The organism is Bradyrhizobium sp. USDA 3256 (genome assembly GCF_054058275.1).
Window position 1 is genome coordinate 1,064,000 of the sequence record NZ_JBSSAE010000002.1, and the last position, 14,754, is coordinate 1,078,753.

The window sequence follows — 14,754 nt, forward strand, 5'->3', positions numbered from 1 at the left end:
CGATGTTGGCACGCGTGACGTACCCGTACATGTCGCTAGTCCCCTATGTCCGGGACGGTCCCTGGGAAAGAGCGTATTGTAGCGCCCAACGACATCACTAGCAATTGTTGCTGTTTGAGCCCGCCATTGCGGAACGGCTCGACCATTGCGTTTGATGATCATGGCACAGAGCCTTCGGAACGTGCTCTTGTGGTCCATTCTGGGCACGTCGGCGATGATAGCGCGCGGCTTTGTCCGTTTCGTACAATTCTTGCGTCCTTTTTGAGGACGATGCACGCCGGCCGCCGGCCGCCCTTCCCAGCCGTGATCGGCAAATTTCAAATGGGGGAGCGGGGCAAAAACAAGCTCTGTCAGAGCTCAGTCTCGAGTTGGCGCCGGTGAGAGACTAGAGGCCCGTGTATCAACCGGCGGCGACTGCCGGTTCGATCGCATACAAATGCAGATCCTTATGAAACGTACGATAATGGCTTGCTGCGCTAGGTGTTTAGTCCCGGCATTTTCTGGAGCGGGTTGAGTTTGAATCGTTCTGGCTGGGAAGTCCAGGATTTGCAGATGTATTCGTAAGGAGTGAGACCCTTCAGGGTCTTGAGCCGCCGAGCGTAGTTGTAGGCGTTGATGAAGTCGGCAAGGTGAGCTTCGAGCTGATCGTGTCGATCGTAGTGATAGCGTTGGACGGTCGCTTCCTTGATCGTGCGGTTCATGCGTTCGACCTGGCCATTGGTCCAGGGATGCTTGATCTTAGTCAGCCGATGTTCGATGCCATTCTCTTGGCAGCGCATATCGAACATATGTGTCACATATCTTGCCGTCGGGCCGTCTGCGTAGCGCGGCGGGAAGGTGAACTGGATCCCATTGTCGGTGAGAACCGTGTGGATCTTGTAGGGGACAGCCGCGATTAGAGCTTTGAGGAAGGCCGCGGCGGAGGTCCTTCCCGTCTTGCTGACCAATTGCACGAAGGCGAACTTACTGGTGCGATCGATCGCGACGTAGAGGTAGAGCTTGCCTTCAGCGGTCTGGAGCTCAGCAATGTCAATGTGGAAATAACCGATCGGGTAAGCCTTGAACTTTTTCTTCGGAGGCTTGCTGCCTTCGACCTCCGGCAATCGGCTGATGCCGTGGCGCTGGAGGCAGCGATGCAGGGATGATCGCGTCAGATGCGGGATGGTCGGCTGCAGCGCATAGAGGCAATCGTCGAGCGGCAATAGCGTATGCCGCCGGAAAGCGACGATGATCGCCTCCTCCTCGATGGAAAGGGTAGTCGACTTGGCTTCCTTTGGGCCAGTCGGAAGATCAGCGACGGTGTCGCGCTGCTTCCACTTCGCGACAGTCTTCTGGTTGATCCCGTAGCGCTTGGCGAGTGTTCTCAGGCTCTCTTGACTATTCTGTATTGCTCGACGGACTGCCTCCGTCGTCCTGGCGCAGCCGTGTAAAACTTGTCCCATAGCGCTTCCTTCGAATCGTGCGATAAGGATGCACCATCAAAGCTTGGGACAAAACACCTAGGCCAGCAAGAAACGTAAAGTGCGAGCGATTCATAAGACAGCGCATCGCAGTGAGAGGCTCGACCATTCAATTCTCGAAAGTGCCTTGAACAAGTTAGTCACCGAACGACTGCGTGGGCTCGTATGCGCTCCGATATGATCCCCGTGTCAACGAGCGCGCCGTTCGGTTGAATCCCGCAGGTCTCTTGGCATCGACGCCGGGTTAACGTCCGCACGTAGGCGCGGCTCGCCGGCTAAGCTGGATCATTCCTCCGACCGCGGCGAAGCGCGTATCTGTGGACACATCGTAGTCGGCCGCAAACCGCAGCTCCCGGAGTGGCCGGACCAGCCTGATCGCCTCCTGGTATAGGCCATGCTCTTTATAAGCTGCGAGTTCCGTCTCGTTGTCGAACTCGGCATAGACCACGACGTCGATATTGTTGTCGAATTGGTCGGTCTTGCGATTGCGAGCGATCTCGAGCCGGCGTGCATGTGGAATCGTTGTGAGAACCGCCAGGCCGTCGATGATTTTATCGATGTGAGCCTCATCCATGGCGGCGAACAAGACGAGGTGACGAATCATGGATGGCCCGAAGCTTGTGTTGCAGGTCGGTCAGATAGTTATCGTTAGCTTGGCCGCGCGGCAACACGCGCCAAGGAAGTCGACGGTTTTGTGCGCCGGAATTGGTAGTCGGTGTCGCAATCGCTTGGGTACAGAGCGTGCGCTTATGATACGATTAGATCACGCTCGCTGATCGAACGCGCGCTTGTCTGCTTTGTACGAAGTTTTCGAGCGCGTGGGAAAGCGCAATCGGCCAACATAGCTATGCGACGGCGGAATGACCCGTACCGCGGTTGGTTCACCCTCTCGGCGGGCGTTCGGGAGGGCTTTTTAGGTGCGGACAATTGGGGGCAGATGTCTTCGCGTGACGCTGGCATCAAGATGAGCAGCGTCGGCATCACCGGCATGGGCAAGTTTGTCGACGATCGCGTCAGTATACTTGTCCTGCTTGCTCATTCACGTTTTGGAATGAAGTCAAGGGCGTACGATTGGTGGCGTCGCTGAGCGATCCTGGTGCGCGTGGTCGCGACGGGCAGAATCAGATTCAACCGGACAAGAGACTTGTTCGCCGGACGTCGGTTCATTACCGATGGACTGGAGACGCCGTGCTTCCTCGGCCAGCGCGCTTCGATCTACATGCAAATCGGTCGCGCGCCGGTGACATGGCACAAGCTGAGAACTGTGCCACGAAGATTCGATCGGTCGCTGCGGGCGGCAGGATATTTGATCGATAAACCCGCCGCTTAATGCTTATGTCGCGGCCCTAGGAGCCTTGAAAGATGACGATCGGCTGCGCGGCCTGAAGCCGCGCACAGGGATCGATTTTGCTTCAAACGATTATCTGGCGCTGGCGAATGCGCCCCGTATGAAGAAGGCTATGTTCACCGCGATCGATGCCGGTACGCCGATCGGAGCTGGTGGGTCACGGCTCCTGCGCGGCAATTGTGAGGAGCAGGAAGCTCTCGAATCGGAGGCGGCGCGGTTCTTCCGAGCGGAGACAGCGCTGTTCTTCGGCGGCGGCTACATCGCAAATTTTGCCATTCTGACAACGTTGCCGCAGCATGGCGATTTGCTTGTTATCGATTCGCTCGCACACGCCAGCACTCATGAAGGCGCACGGGCGGGCCGAGCCGAGTTCCGGATAAGCGCTCATAATGACCCCCAGTCGATCGAAGACACGATTGGTGATTGGCGCGCCAAAGGCGGAAAGGGGCGCGTCTGGGTCGTGGTGGAGAGCCTCTACAGTATGGACGGAGACGTCGCGCCCCTTAAAGATCTGGTCGCAATCGCCGAGCGCTACGAGGCGTTCTTGGTCGTGGATGAGGCTCATGCGACATGTGTTTACGGCGAGCAGGGGACGGGGGCTCACCGCGCCCTATGAGGGGCGCGAGAACCTCTTGGTGGTCCACACCTGCGGCAAAGCGCTGGGCGATGTCGTCCATTCATTTTCGCCACCGCGCCACCACCCCTAATGGCAGTCGCGGTGCGAGAGGCAATCTCAATCCTGCAGGAGGAGCCTGAACGGCAACGACGGCTGATCGATCTGGTCGACTTCACACATCGGCAGCTCGTTGTGTGCGGTCGCGCGAGCTCTTCGAACTCACAGATCATTCCTTATGTTGTGGGCGACAATGCCCGCGCGATGCGGCTCGCCTCTGCACTGCAGGCCCGCGGCTTTGACATCCGTGGGATACGGCCGCCAACGGTGCCTGTTGGAACGGCACGGTTGCGGATCTCGCTGACACTTAATGTCGTGCAAGATGATGTATCCGACATGATCGATGCGTTAGTCGAAGAGACTTGGGGCGACGTGTAATGAGGCCGCGCAAGATGATCATGAGGCTGATGTTGGAATCGGCAAGTCGGTCTTCAAAGGTGCGCGCCGACGCACGCAGTTGCGTCCTTTGAATTGAGCACTTCGGAATCAAATTGATAATGCTCACCTATGCAGAGCGGTCAGCGCTATTTGAATAGCACTCTCAAAGACGTCCATCGATCCTTGAGTGCCGGGCTCGAGGCGTGAAAGCGAAGGCGCAGAAATCCGACGTTCCAGCCGTTGATCGCAGCTGTCGCGCGCGAGATAAGTTCCGGTTTATCGCGGATCCAAAGTATGCTCTTAAGATTGATTTAGCGATGCGGCTTTTCCGAGACTGGCGGTCGCTTCGTTGGCTGATGCAGGAGAGACCGTCCGATGCCGTCGCGAGCAACCGTGTTCCTCTCATCGGCCGGCTGGGCAGCCGTCGTGATCGTAATTCTGCTGTATGTAATCTTCAGCCCCAGCTGAGCCGGACGTCCCTCAACGGGACGATCGGTATCGGTGCCATAACGGATGATCCGGCGAGGATAATTGTCTGAAATTGTACGCTGTCGCCGAGACGGTGCTTAGATCCAAAACATCCATCGCAGCGCATTTCTGCGGCTTCAGTCAACCGTGTTGGCCAGGGCATTGACGGCGGGCATGGACACAGTCGGTCGCGGCAGGAAATTATGTTGGTGCTGGCCGCGCGTTGCCAACATAAGTACGTAGAGTACGAGGAGGATAGAGAGCCCGCGCATAAAAAAATGTCAATTGTGGAGCGGATCACATCCGGTGCATTTACTGCAGCCGACGGACGCGAACGAATTCGCGGCACTCACCGGAGCCGCGTTAGTCGTTTAAACGATTGCGAAGGTGCTAGGTCAGTTGAGCAAATCAACCTTGCCGGTGTCGAGCCGGTACAGACCTCCAACCACTTTTAGTCTGTTCTGCTCGACTGCCGCGTTCAGAACCGGGCCCGCCGATTTAAGTTTATCGACGTTATCGATTACGTTTTGCCGGGTCGCATTGGCGAACGCATCACCGGTTTGCTGGCGCGATTCCCGTATTGCAGGCGCGAGCGCAGCGACGAGGGATGGAATATGCCCCGGCGCCGGCTTGTCGTCGTTGAGCGACCTGATCGTGGCGTCTATGGCACCGCAACGATCGTGACCGAGTACCAAGATCAGTGGCGTGTTTAGCACGGCGACCGCATATTCCATACTGGCGACCGTGTCACCGTTGGCAAAATTGCCGGCGAGGCGGCAGACAAACAGGTCACCAAGTCCGCTGTCGAAGGCAAGCTCAGGCGCTACGCGAGAATCGGCGCAGCTCAGAACCGCCGCGTATGGATTTTGCCCATCGACTAAAACCTGACGCTCGCGCTTGAAATCGTTGGCTCGTGATAACCCCTGGACATAGCGGTCATTACCTTCCGTTAGCCGCTTCAACGCAGCATCTGGCGAAAGCTGGTTGTCCGGCTTGGGCGGCCGCTTTGTTTCCTTCGCATTACCAATGTTGTCGACAAGCCCCATGCCAACCACCGAGACGGCGAACAGCAGTAGCGAGCGGCGCGAAGGCGTGATCGAACGGTCTGCATGCATGTGTGTCCACCTCATCGCGCGGCTTTACGCCATCCCGTGGCTTCAGCCTCCGCCACGCTGCAGAGCCAGCGTTCACCCCGCTTCTTCGTCATGTCGATTTGTCCGTAACCGAATTGTCCTGGCACGTGATAGATGCGCTCGCCGTTGCCGCCCACCGTGCCTTTTATCAGACACTCGGGTGAGGGCGGCTCCGATAGCAAAGCGGATCCGAGCAGGAGCTCCTGGGCATCGGTCGGTACCGAGCTCGCGCCAATGATAATCGTTCCCTTGTTGCGGTGACGCCAGTCCCAGGGCGTGATGAACGCCCCCGACCATAGTCCCGCATAAGCATGGCTCGCCACAACCTCATAGACGGCGTAGATATGGATATTTCGGCCCCATGATAGTGCCCAGCCCGAACGTACCATCCACGCGTTCACGTCCTCGCCTGCAATGAAGCAGCTCCCGAGTGACCTGCCGTACTCATCTCGCCCGGTGGTATGACAATCCCACGTTTGTCCGTTCGAATGCTTGATAAGCTCATCGCGAGCAGCTATGCCGCAAGCCCATTTCTGGCCGTGGGTGTCGAGGCAAATCTGATCCGTTTCTGGCGCGTCGATGCCCGAGAGCCGAATTTTAGTTTGCTCGATCTCGATCGTATTGCCGTCGACGATCCGCGGAGGGCCGCTGAGTTTCGCTGCGCAAGCCGGAGATGAGATGACAGCGAGAAATGCAGCGATCATTGCGCGGCGTTTCATCCCGGCAGCCTTTCGCTCTTGATCCATCCGATCAGAAGCACGTACAACCCGGCATTGCCACGTTGGACTTCATGTCGGTTATTTGGTCTGTGTTGCATCATTCTTCGTTTGGTTAGTGACCGCTCTGGTCGATTGCCAACCTACGCCCTGACGCAACGTGAGGTTCAAGCGATTTTCTCCGGTGCGAATGTTGCGGTATGCGTTTGGCGGCCTCGACGTCTCTCAGTAGGCGCGCCGCGCACCGCGCTCAAAATCATCAGCGGAGCGTTGAACTCGCCAGCCTGATCAGTCCAAGAACCAACCGAGGTGCTCCAAAAGAAGGCCATCAAAAGAAATGAACCCAACATGCAACGCGTTCGCGGGCACCGTCTTGCAACGCAAGATATCGGCGTAGATTCGCTCGATGTGCCGGACATCGGGAAACGACCGGTAATGAATGAGGGGCGGGTGGCTTATGGTGTTGCCGAATTGCGGTACATAGATGGCTCTGCGAAAGTGTACAGATCCGCATTCTTAGGATTGCATTCATTGGTGAGAGAAACCATGCAACTGAGAATGCAATGTGAGAGCGTTGGATGGGACGATAGGACTGGCATTCTTAGCTCACGACGAGTACGTTACGGCTCGCATTCAAACCTCGTTCATTCAAGCAATGTTGCCAAGCAAGAGGTAGTCTAACTGACATCGGTTCACGCAGCATGCGCTTCAAGATGAAGATCGCACTTGGCGATGGCACTCATCTTCCCGCCGCGCGACAAAGAGCAATACGGGTGGGCCGTCAACGTTGCTCGCGGCCGCGAGTCTCTCACTGGATGGACGTACCTTGACAGCGACACCGGGCCAGATTGGATATCTTGGACCGGCCGGATCATGGACACATCATGCTTGCCTTGAGCTGTTCGGTCCGTCGGACCTGGTTCCCATGTCCCAAGATGAATTGATCGCGGCATATCGGAGCGAAAAGATTGACCGGGCCTGCCTGCCCATTACGACTTCCCTTGTGGGAGCCACCCCGTTTCTAGATCCGATTCTGGACCTGGCAAACGTAAGGATCGTTGCCGAATATCCCAAAATGCTTGGCTATAGCCTTCTTGCTCGTCATGGAGCGCGTCTGGAGGATGTCAAAGAGGTCCTCGGGCATCCGGTTGCCTTTGAAGAGGCCAAGCTCTGGTTAGATTACTGGCTGCCGCAGGTTCGTCGTACCGCGACGGCGAGCAGCGGCGCCGCGGCGCAAACCGTGGCCAACAGCGAAGGCTTGGTCAAGGCTTCCATTGGCCCCAAATTTGGCGCGGCAATATATGGGCTAGCTTCGATCGTGGATGGCATCGAAGAAGGTCCGCACAATGTCACGCGCTGGTGGGTCCTGGGCAGGGATAGCCCTTCGCCGACTGAGAACGACAAGACGTCGTTGCTGGCGACCGTAAGGGATGCGGATCTTGCTTCCTTGCTTGCTTCTTTCGCCGGCGCCGGAGTCCAGATCCTGACGATTTACGAGCGACTGGCAAAAACGGCCCTCGATCGGCATAGATATCTGATTGAAGTCGCGGGACATGAGACGATGAATAGTCTTGCCGGGCTGCTTCGCAAGCGCCCTGACATTCGCGTGCTGGGGTCATATCCGCGCCGGTACTGACGGCTTCTACTTGGCACGATGCGAGGCGTTTCGGAACTGGTCGGTCGCTCGCCCAGATATCTTAAGCCACTCATGTGAGGGATATCGCACCCAGGAAGACTGCCCTTCACGGCGTCGCGAGGAATTGCTCCCTACTTAGGTAACGCGGATGGCCTGACCAAGGCGCATGGCGAGCGACGCGTGGACGAGAACTGCTTGCGCGGGCGAAGCCAAAGCTGCGGGTCGTCGATAAACTCAGCTACTTGCCGCTGGAGCCCGACGAGGCGCATCCGTTCTAGCGGTCGCTATGAAACCGGCGCCATGCCGATCACCTCGAACCAGCAGCGTTGCCGAATGGGGGAATGGGCACCGTGTTCGCCGACCCGGTGGTCGCCACCGCGATCCCCGAGCGGCTCACCACAGCCACGAGCTGACGAGCCGTGGCGACAGCCATCGGCTCCGCGCCAAGCGAAAGAGCAGCCTCATCAAGCCGGCCGCCGCTGACGGCCCTCCGGTCGGTTCCGCCCCGTCAGTGGCGGAGCTAACCTTCAACCGACATTATGAACCCGAGGGTGGGGCGGTTCTTCATGGCGCAACGGGCAGTTCCGGATGGCGTTTGACAGTCATCGCATCGATTTCTCGCGGAATGGGCCGCTTCCGAACGCGTCCGCTGTGCTGCTAGTCCGGAGTACTCAGCGTGAAGGAGCTGAGCTGCGATCTCGCTCTGTGGGACCATTGGCCGAGGCCTTTCGCGCCCTCTCTATTGCTTCCCGTTCACTTGGCTCTATGCGATCGAACCAAGAGCCTGGAGGAAAGGCGGCGATACGCTTGGCAAAAAAAGATCGAGGCTCCCAATCTTGTCCCTCGCTCTTCTCGAAAGTGATGACGCCATTGTGGGTAAAATAATGGGGCCCTGGGATCTTGCAGTTCACCAAAAGCAGAACGCGCCACAGATCACCCTTTTCAGTCGGCTTGTTATTCGGTTTCGACACGTAATCCACTGCAACCGGTTCAATGATATCGCAGCGGCCGTGCCGCAGAATATTGCCGAGCTTGCCTTGCGCGGTCGTCACGAAGTTGAAGTTGGCCGGATCATGCAGAAAGCGAAGATTTGGGTTCCTTTCGCCATCTGTGACTTCACTGGCGATCAACGAGAGCGCCAGCGCGCGCCAGCCCAATTCAATCGGCTTTGTATATGTCGACGCAACTCTAATCGTCCCGTCGGTCGCGATCTTCCAAGTGATAGCGTACCGTTCGTCTGATTTATTGTCCGGGTGCCTGGTCCACGAAAAGTAAACATACTTCGTTCGGTCAACTCCTTCAGCGACTCCCCACGATCGAGGGACGAAGTGAGCCACCTTCGAGACTTGGGAGATGATTTGTTCTATAGTCTCACCATCTTGCGCTCGCCATGTCGACTTGACCCTTTCGACAAGCGCGTTGTCGTTGGCGCGAACATCGTTGCTCGTCGCCGCCAACCCGGCCAGGCAGATCAGCGGCCGACCGATACAGAACCAAAGCATGCGCCTTCTAGACATTTTGGTCATTTCTGCCGGCTCATCCACACGTCAAATTCTAAACCGGGACATCCTGAACGTGCTATGCGCGATCGCAAGAAGTTAGCGGCAACGTGACGCGGGCACCTGCTGATGTCCCGCGTGAGCAGGCGCCGTCCCTCGATGTCACGCGCCGCTAACTTCAGTGGTCAGCCAAAGCCTCAATTTGCAATGCTGGACCTGCCCAGGAGGAGAAGCCTGGACATGCCGATGACTAGCATTCTTCGTGCCAGGCAATAGCCGGCAATTCGTACGAGATTTGTGCCGTCTTTGTCGACTTCCCAACTTGCGCGCGTTTTAATGTTACCATTCAGCCCTATTCGTCGCGACTTCCGTGATTGATTCCTGTCACGCGCTGGATCTTCGACAGCACGGGCGAATGCCTGCGACAGATCCTGACGACAATTGGAAGCAGGTTTGCCGCCATCGAACCGTGTGGTTCGGGGCCGTTGCCGTTGCCGCTGCTGCGAAGGTCGAAGGCGCCTCAGCCGGGTTGTGCTTGGCACTTTGCGGCCAACAACGGAGCGAAGGCGGCCTTCAGCGGCGAGCAATTGGAATCGACGCTAAGGGAGGTCTCGAGTCGAGCAGGCGGGGCGAGACGGTGGCATTCGCCGCTCGCGCGATGACGCGTTTTTTGACCTGTCGTCTATCTGTTCGTCGTCGCAAGCCAATATTGGAGGGAGTTGGGTTTCCCGACGTGTCGACTGGCAAGAGCGGAAGCCCGAGGCCTTGCTAGCTTCGGCTTGAACCGCTCAACACTTTCGAGAGCATCTGCCTGACGGCCTGATTCATAAATGGTCTTGCGATCCAGCCGAACAGGCCGACCGTAAAGACAGCAGCAGCAAAGACGCCGAGAGCACTCCAAACAGCCATTTTCATTGCGGGCTTCTCTTTTCGTTATGGTGATTCAATATGCTTGCTTTGGGCAGTATCGCCAAAAACATCCGCGTGACGCCTACCAGGACTGGCTGGTCCTAAAACAACGTGCTCGCTGAGTATGCTGCTGGGCTTAGCGCGTATCTCGTGCGCCTATTCAACACTTATCCTTGGTTGTTGGTGAATAAGGCAGACGCATCGAAGCGTGCTCAATGAACCGTTCGATAGCCAGATTGCATGAAGAGCGTCCTGCCCGGCGCCGTGACCTTTATCGCGCAGGCTTGCTTCGTCTCTTCCAAGAGTCGACGCGTCGGCTCGACGCCAACGCGCCTCCTTAGATGGAACTCGCCGCCGATGCCTTAGCCTCTTTTGCACCGCCCCAAGGAGTTGTTCTTGCGATCGAGGTGCGCGACCGCTCAGGCGCGCCTGTCGCCGGAATGAATTTCGTAGCCCGGCTCGAGCGCCCGGAACTCATGGCGTTCGCTCGGAAGCGGCTGCGGAGTTCGCAACTCTGGGGCAATCCGGACTGCGGCCTGAAGACGCGCAAATGGGAGGAGGTTCGCCCGGCACTGGTCAACATGGTCGCTGCTGCACCGAACTGCGCGTTGTATCCGCTCCCGTCGACCGTTGATCCTGGACCTAGTGTCTCTCGTCGAGAAGGCGATCGCTTGTGGGCGTTTGCGTCGTGAGGCGCCTTGGAGAATAAAAAAAGCCCGGCCGCCTTGAGCGGCCGGGCAGAGTGTGTCCGGGAGGAGCGACGCTGCTATGCATCGCGCCGGCTTCCATCGGCAGAGGGAGGACAGCCGATGGCTCGATCACGGCGAGGACATCCGCCGAGAAGCTGACCCCAGTTAAAGCACAAGCTCAACGTAGCTCAATTATGCCGTGGTATGCGGCCGATATAGCGTGGGATAAGAAATCCACACGAAGGTTTGCCGCTGATGCGTACTTTCGCTACGTCTAGCCGAGTCGAGCAGCGCGGGCGGGGAGGTCGCGGCATGGACGGGCACCAAGCGCAAGCTGGTGCGCGTTCCTGCCCGGAAAAGATGTGCCCGATCGACGCGACTATACGAAAATGCCGACTGCAAAGTCTTGTGGTCGTGCCCTTGCTGTTGATTTTGACCCTGCTTCCAGCACTCGTGGAGTCCACTCGATAGTCGAGTGTCGGTTCCAAGCTCTATTTGAGACGCGCGGCTCGACGCGGGGCGCGAACGGGATGCCAACCGGCGTGCACTTGCGCCGCAATTGGTCGTCATCCAAAGCCAGTCAGGTGTCGAACTCCATCTGAAACGTTCAGTTCTGCTCAGTCGTTAGACCGCCCGACTATGTATAGCCCTGGACCGAGGGAGGTGAGCGTCGAAAGCCGATGCGACGGTCCGGGCCAAGAACTCTGCGCCAGCGGCTACGGAAAGCTGGCCGTCATCAATCGCCACGACGCCATCGGCGATAAGGCTGTCGAGCCGGTAATGATCGACGACAGCCGACCTCGGATCCCGGCCGTAACGACGCGATGTCTCGGAAAGATCGACAGCCAGGTCGCACATGATCCGCTCGATGATCTCGCCATGGAAACGATCGCCATCGGTCAGCAAATAGCCCTTCGCGGTGGCGAGCCGATCCTCGGCGATGCGGGCGAGGTAGTGCTTTGTCGAAACAGCGTTCGCGACAAACCCCTGTTGCATACGGCCGATGGCGCTGGCGCCCAGACCAATGAGAGCGTCCGCGCTATCGTCGGTATAGCCCTGGAAGTTGCGCCTCAACTTGCCTTCCCGCTTCGCTAGGGCGAGATTGTCGTCCGGCAGGGCGAAGTGATCGATGCCGACGCGTACGTACCCCGCATCAACCAAAGCCTTGGCGATCGTTTCGGAGTGGTGGTGGCGCGTGACGCTGTCGGGCAGGGCCGACGCATCGATCTTGCGTTGATGTTTCTTGAACGAAGGAATGTGCGCGTAGCCAAAGACCGAAAACCGATCCGGATGAAGGTCGAGGCATTTGGCGACGGTGTCAAGGCACGAGGCAACCGTCTGCAGGGGCAGGCCATAGAGGAGGTCGAAATTGATCCGCTCGACGCCGGCGCGGCGTAACCGGTCGACCGAAGTCGCGGTCTGTCCGAAGCTCTGCAGACGATTGATGCCCTGCTGAACAACAGGATCGAAGCTCTGGATACCAAGGCTCGCCCGGCTGACCCCGCAATAACCCAGCGCCTCGGCCATCGGCTCGCTCAACATGCGTGGGTCGATCTCGACGGCGATCTCGGCATCGGGCAGGACAGCGAAGCAATAGCGCAACGAACTGACCAGATCAGCAAACGTTTCAGGCGTCATGGTCGTCGGGGTGCCGCCCCCGAAGTGGATATGAGAAATCGGTTGCCGTCGACCAACGGTTTCTGCAACGAGGTAAGCTTCAGTCCGCAGTCCCGCTGCATAGATCGCGACCGGTTCCTGGCGTTTCGTGACAGATGTGTGGCAGCCACAATACCAGCACATGCTTCGACAGAACGGCACGTGCACGTAGATCGAGGCGGATTGCTGGGCGCCCAGCGACTTGAGCCACGTTTGATAGTCGGATTCGCAAACCAACGTTGAGAAATGGGGGGCCGTCGGATAGCTGGTGTAGCGGGGCAGCCGGTCCTGCCCGTAGGAGTTTGCCAAGTCCAGTCGCATTCGGATGCCTTTCTTCCTCTTCGGCGGATTACCGGACACGCCGCGGATAAGCTTTGCGCTGGCTCAAATATCCGCGCTGGGCCATTGTGGCCATCAAGCCGAAATTGGTAGGGCATGCCCGCAGCGCATGCATAGCACTTCGAAACGCGATGAAGCGCTCGCCCGCTCGCAATGAGCAGCGTCCTATACGCATGGGCGTCCGTAGTTCGTTGGTGATCCAATCCATTCACCGATTGAGTGAGGCGAACCAAACAGCAATTGGTCTAGATGTCGAAGGTCAGGTCCTGCGTTGCCCTGTGCCAGGTCCGGAGGGTTCGAGAAGCGGCCGCAACTGTCCATCCCGATCGATCGGTGGATGTAGGGGCCGTTTGGCGCGATATCAGTCGGGGAAAGCCGGTCCATCGGCTTTGGCGCCATCTGGCGGCTTGCCGGCCATTGCGGACGAAAACGCAACCGAGCTCCGTTCGGCTTCAGCTTCTTGCTCCAATTCTAGAATATGCGCTCTTAGTGCATCGGAAGTGGCTTCCGCTGCCTCGCTGAATAGCGGATCCCCGTCATCAGTACGGGCGGACGCGATTTCGGTCCAATCCTCAGCCGATAGAGCCTTGATGGCGGCGGGGAAGAAATCTCGTTCTTCCCACATCATGTGGCGCCGCTCCCGCAATATAAAGTCGCGCACGATGTTGCCGACGTCTTGCCGAAGAAGTTCACGATCCGCGAGGACACCATCGATAGCTCGAGCGAATTGGTGCAGACGGTCGATGACTTCGCGGTGTTCGTGCGCGAGATCGCCGACGCTAGCAGCCGCGTCCGGATCGCGAGTTCTGAGCTTGGAGAAAATTAGGTCTTCCTGAGGATGATGGTACACCTCCGGATAAACTTCGAAGTAGCTGATAATCGCGCGAATTACCTCATAGTCTGGACGGACCCCATGCTCAAAAACCTCCAATTCACGTTGGAGGGCGACCAGAAGCAGATCAATATTGCGATGCTCTCGAAGCAGAAGATCGATAATCATGGCGGTGCTCCACGGAGGAACAATGTAAGCTTAGCGATCCTGTCACCCGTGCGAGATTCGCCCAAGCAAAGGTTCGATGTCCTTGACGCGCCGCGATTCGTCGGCGCTGTTCGGTGCAAAGAAGTCGCTCATTTCACAGCGATGCTTGAGCTTAGCCCAAGTTCTGCGCAACGCGGCTGGGCAATTTGTCGTTACGTAGCTCGATTCGGCGCAAGGACGGCAGGGCGATCACGCCATTCTGCTCGAGTTGAGTGAGGGTGCGCGAGACCGTTTCGATGGTCAAGCCAAGGTAATCTGCAACATCCTGCCGTGACATGGGCAGTTCGATCGCAGCGTTCTTCGTAGCGCGGCGAGACATATCGAGCAGGAATGCCACGACCCGCTCTTCAGCGCTGCTGATCAGGAGCATCAGATGTTCCTGAAAGCGGCGGAGCTCAAGCGCCATCGCATCCCATAGTTGCCGTGTGAGCTCGCTCTCGTGGCTGGCGCGAGCAATGAGAGCGCTGCGCTTCACCATCAAAAGATGCGTCTCACAGACCGCCTCCGCCGAAGAGATATGGCTGTCTCCGGCCTCGAAGCCGAAAATGTCACCGGGCAGATAAAACGCACCAATCTGTCGACGTCCATCTTCCATAATCTTGTAGGTTCGTACAGCACCCGATGCCACCTGATATAGGTATTCGGCTGCCTCGTCCTCGCCATAGATCTCGCCATTGCGAGCGAACCGCATCGGGGTCGCAACCATACCAAACGGTCCATGGGTACGAGGTTGTCTGCACAAGACACTGCTCGAATGATGGCTAATCTCGTGAATGCTTGCGGTCTGAGCGTACATGGCGACTCGATCTTC

10 protein-coding genes and 2 pseudogenes are annotated in these 14,754 nt (G+C 57.9%); 3 read left to right on the top strand and 9 right to left on the bottom strand.

The features are described 5' to 3' along the window. Positions 1–476 precede the first annotated feature (476 nt). Both ACVWY5_RS06615 and ACVWY5_RS06620 read right to left on the bottom strand, forming a co-directional pair. Entirely contained in the window at positions 477–1,442 is a 966-nt protein-coding gene (locus ACVWY5_RS06615) for an IS481 family transposase (RefSeq protein WP_431014454.1), read from the bottom strand. A gap of 262 nt (positions 1,443–1,704) precedes the next feature. Then, a complete protein-coding gene (locus ACVWY5_RS06620; protein ID WP_028336459.1) occupies positions 1,705–2,064 on the bottom strand; it encodes a Dabb family protein in 360 nt (119 codons plus the stop codon). A 751-nt stretch (positions 2,065–2,815) separates the two neighbouring features. Here ACVWY5_RS06620 and ACVWY5_RS06625 point away from each other — a divergent pair. Beyond that, positions 2,816–3,859, top strand: a pseudogene (locus ACVWY5_RS06625) (8-amino-7-oxononanoate synthase). Positions 3,860–4,722: 863 nt separating this feature from the next. On the opposite strand, the gene ACVWY5_RS06630 reads toward ACVWY5_RS06625, so the two are convergent. Together ACVWY5_RS06630 and ACVWY5_RS06635 are read right to left on the bottom strand one after the other, a co-directional pair. Continuing rightward, on the bottom strand, positions 4,723–5,442 hold the full coding sequence (locus ACVWY5_RS06630) for a carbonic anhydrase (RefSeq protein WP_028336461.1): 720 nt from the start codon (positions 5,440–5,442) through the stop codon (positions 4,723–4,725). A gap of 11 nt (positions 5,443–5,453) precedes the next feature. Beyond that, positions 5,454–6,179 carry a thermonuclease family protein gene (locus ACVWY5_RS06635; protein ID WP_028336462.1) on the bottom strand — a complete coding sequence of 242 codons (726 nt, stop codon included), beginning with the start codon at positions 6,177–6,179 and terminating at the stop codon, positions 5,454–5,456. 823 nt (positions 6,180–7,002) lie between these two features. Here ACVWY5_RS06635 and ACVWY5_RS06640 point away from each other — a divergent pair. Continuing rightward, complete coding sequence (locus tag ACVWY5_RS06640; protein ID WP_321177574.1) at positions 7,003–7,812, top strand: prephenate dehydratase; 810 nt, start codon at positions 7,003–7,005, stop codon at positions 7,810–7,812. 671 nt (positions 7,813–8,483) lie between these two features. Here the strand turns inward: ACVWY5_RS06640 and ACVWY5_RS06645 are convergent. Together ACVWY5_RS06645 and ACVWY5_RS06650 are read right to left on the bottom strand one after the other, a co-directional pair. Further along, entirely contained in the window at positions 8,484–9,338 is an 855-nt protein-coding gene (locus ACVWY5_RS06645) for a hypothetical protein (protein ID WP_028336464.1), read from the bottom strand. 741 nt (positions 9,339–10,079) lie between these two features. After that, the gene (locus ACVWY5_RS06650) at positions 10,080–10,226 is read right to left on the bottom strand and encodes a hypothetical protein (RefSeq protein ID WP_160321790.1); all 147 of its coding nucleotides are present in this window, start codon (positions 10,224–10,226) and stop codon (positions 10,080–10,082) included. Positions 10,227–10,681: 455 nt separating this feature from the next. On the opposite strand from ACVWY5_RS06650, the pseudogene ACVWY5_RS06655 reads away from it, so the two are divergent. After that, positions 10,682–10,854: pseudogene (locus ACVWY5_RS06655) on the top strand (hypothetical protein); the annotation flags it as partial. A gap of 679 nt (positions 10,855–11,533) precedes the next feature. On the opposite strand, the gene hemN reads toward ACVWY5_RS06655, so the two are convergent. From hemN to ACVWY5_RS06670, 3 genes are all read right to left on the bottom strand, one after another. Further along, entirely contained in the window at positions 11,534–12,886 is a 1,353-nt protein-coding gene (hemN, locus tag ACVWY5_RS06660) for an oxygen-independent coproporphyrinogen III oxidase (protein WP_028336465.1), read from the bottom strand. A gap of 379 nt (positions 12,887–13,265) precedes the next feature. Next, the gene (locus ACVWY5_RS06665) at positions 13,266–13,904 is read right to left on the bottom strand and encodes a hemerythrin domain-containing protein (RefSeq protein WP_051376271.1); all 639 of its coding nucleotides are present in this window, start codon (positions 13,902–13,904) and stop codon (positions 13,266–13,268) included. Positions 13,905–14,055: 151 nt separating this feature from the next. Then, a complete protein-coding gene (locus ACVWY5_RS06670) occupies positions 14,056–14,649 on the bottom strand; it encodes a helix-turn-helix domain-containing protein (protein ID WP_051376272.1) in 594 nt (197 codons plus the stop codon). Positions 14,650–14,754 lie beyond the last annotated feature (105 nt).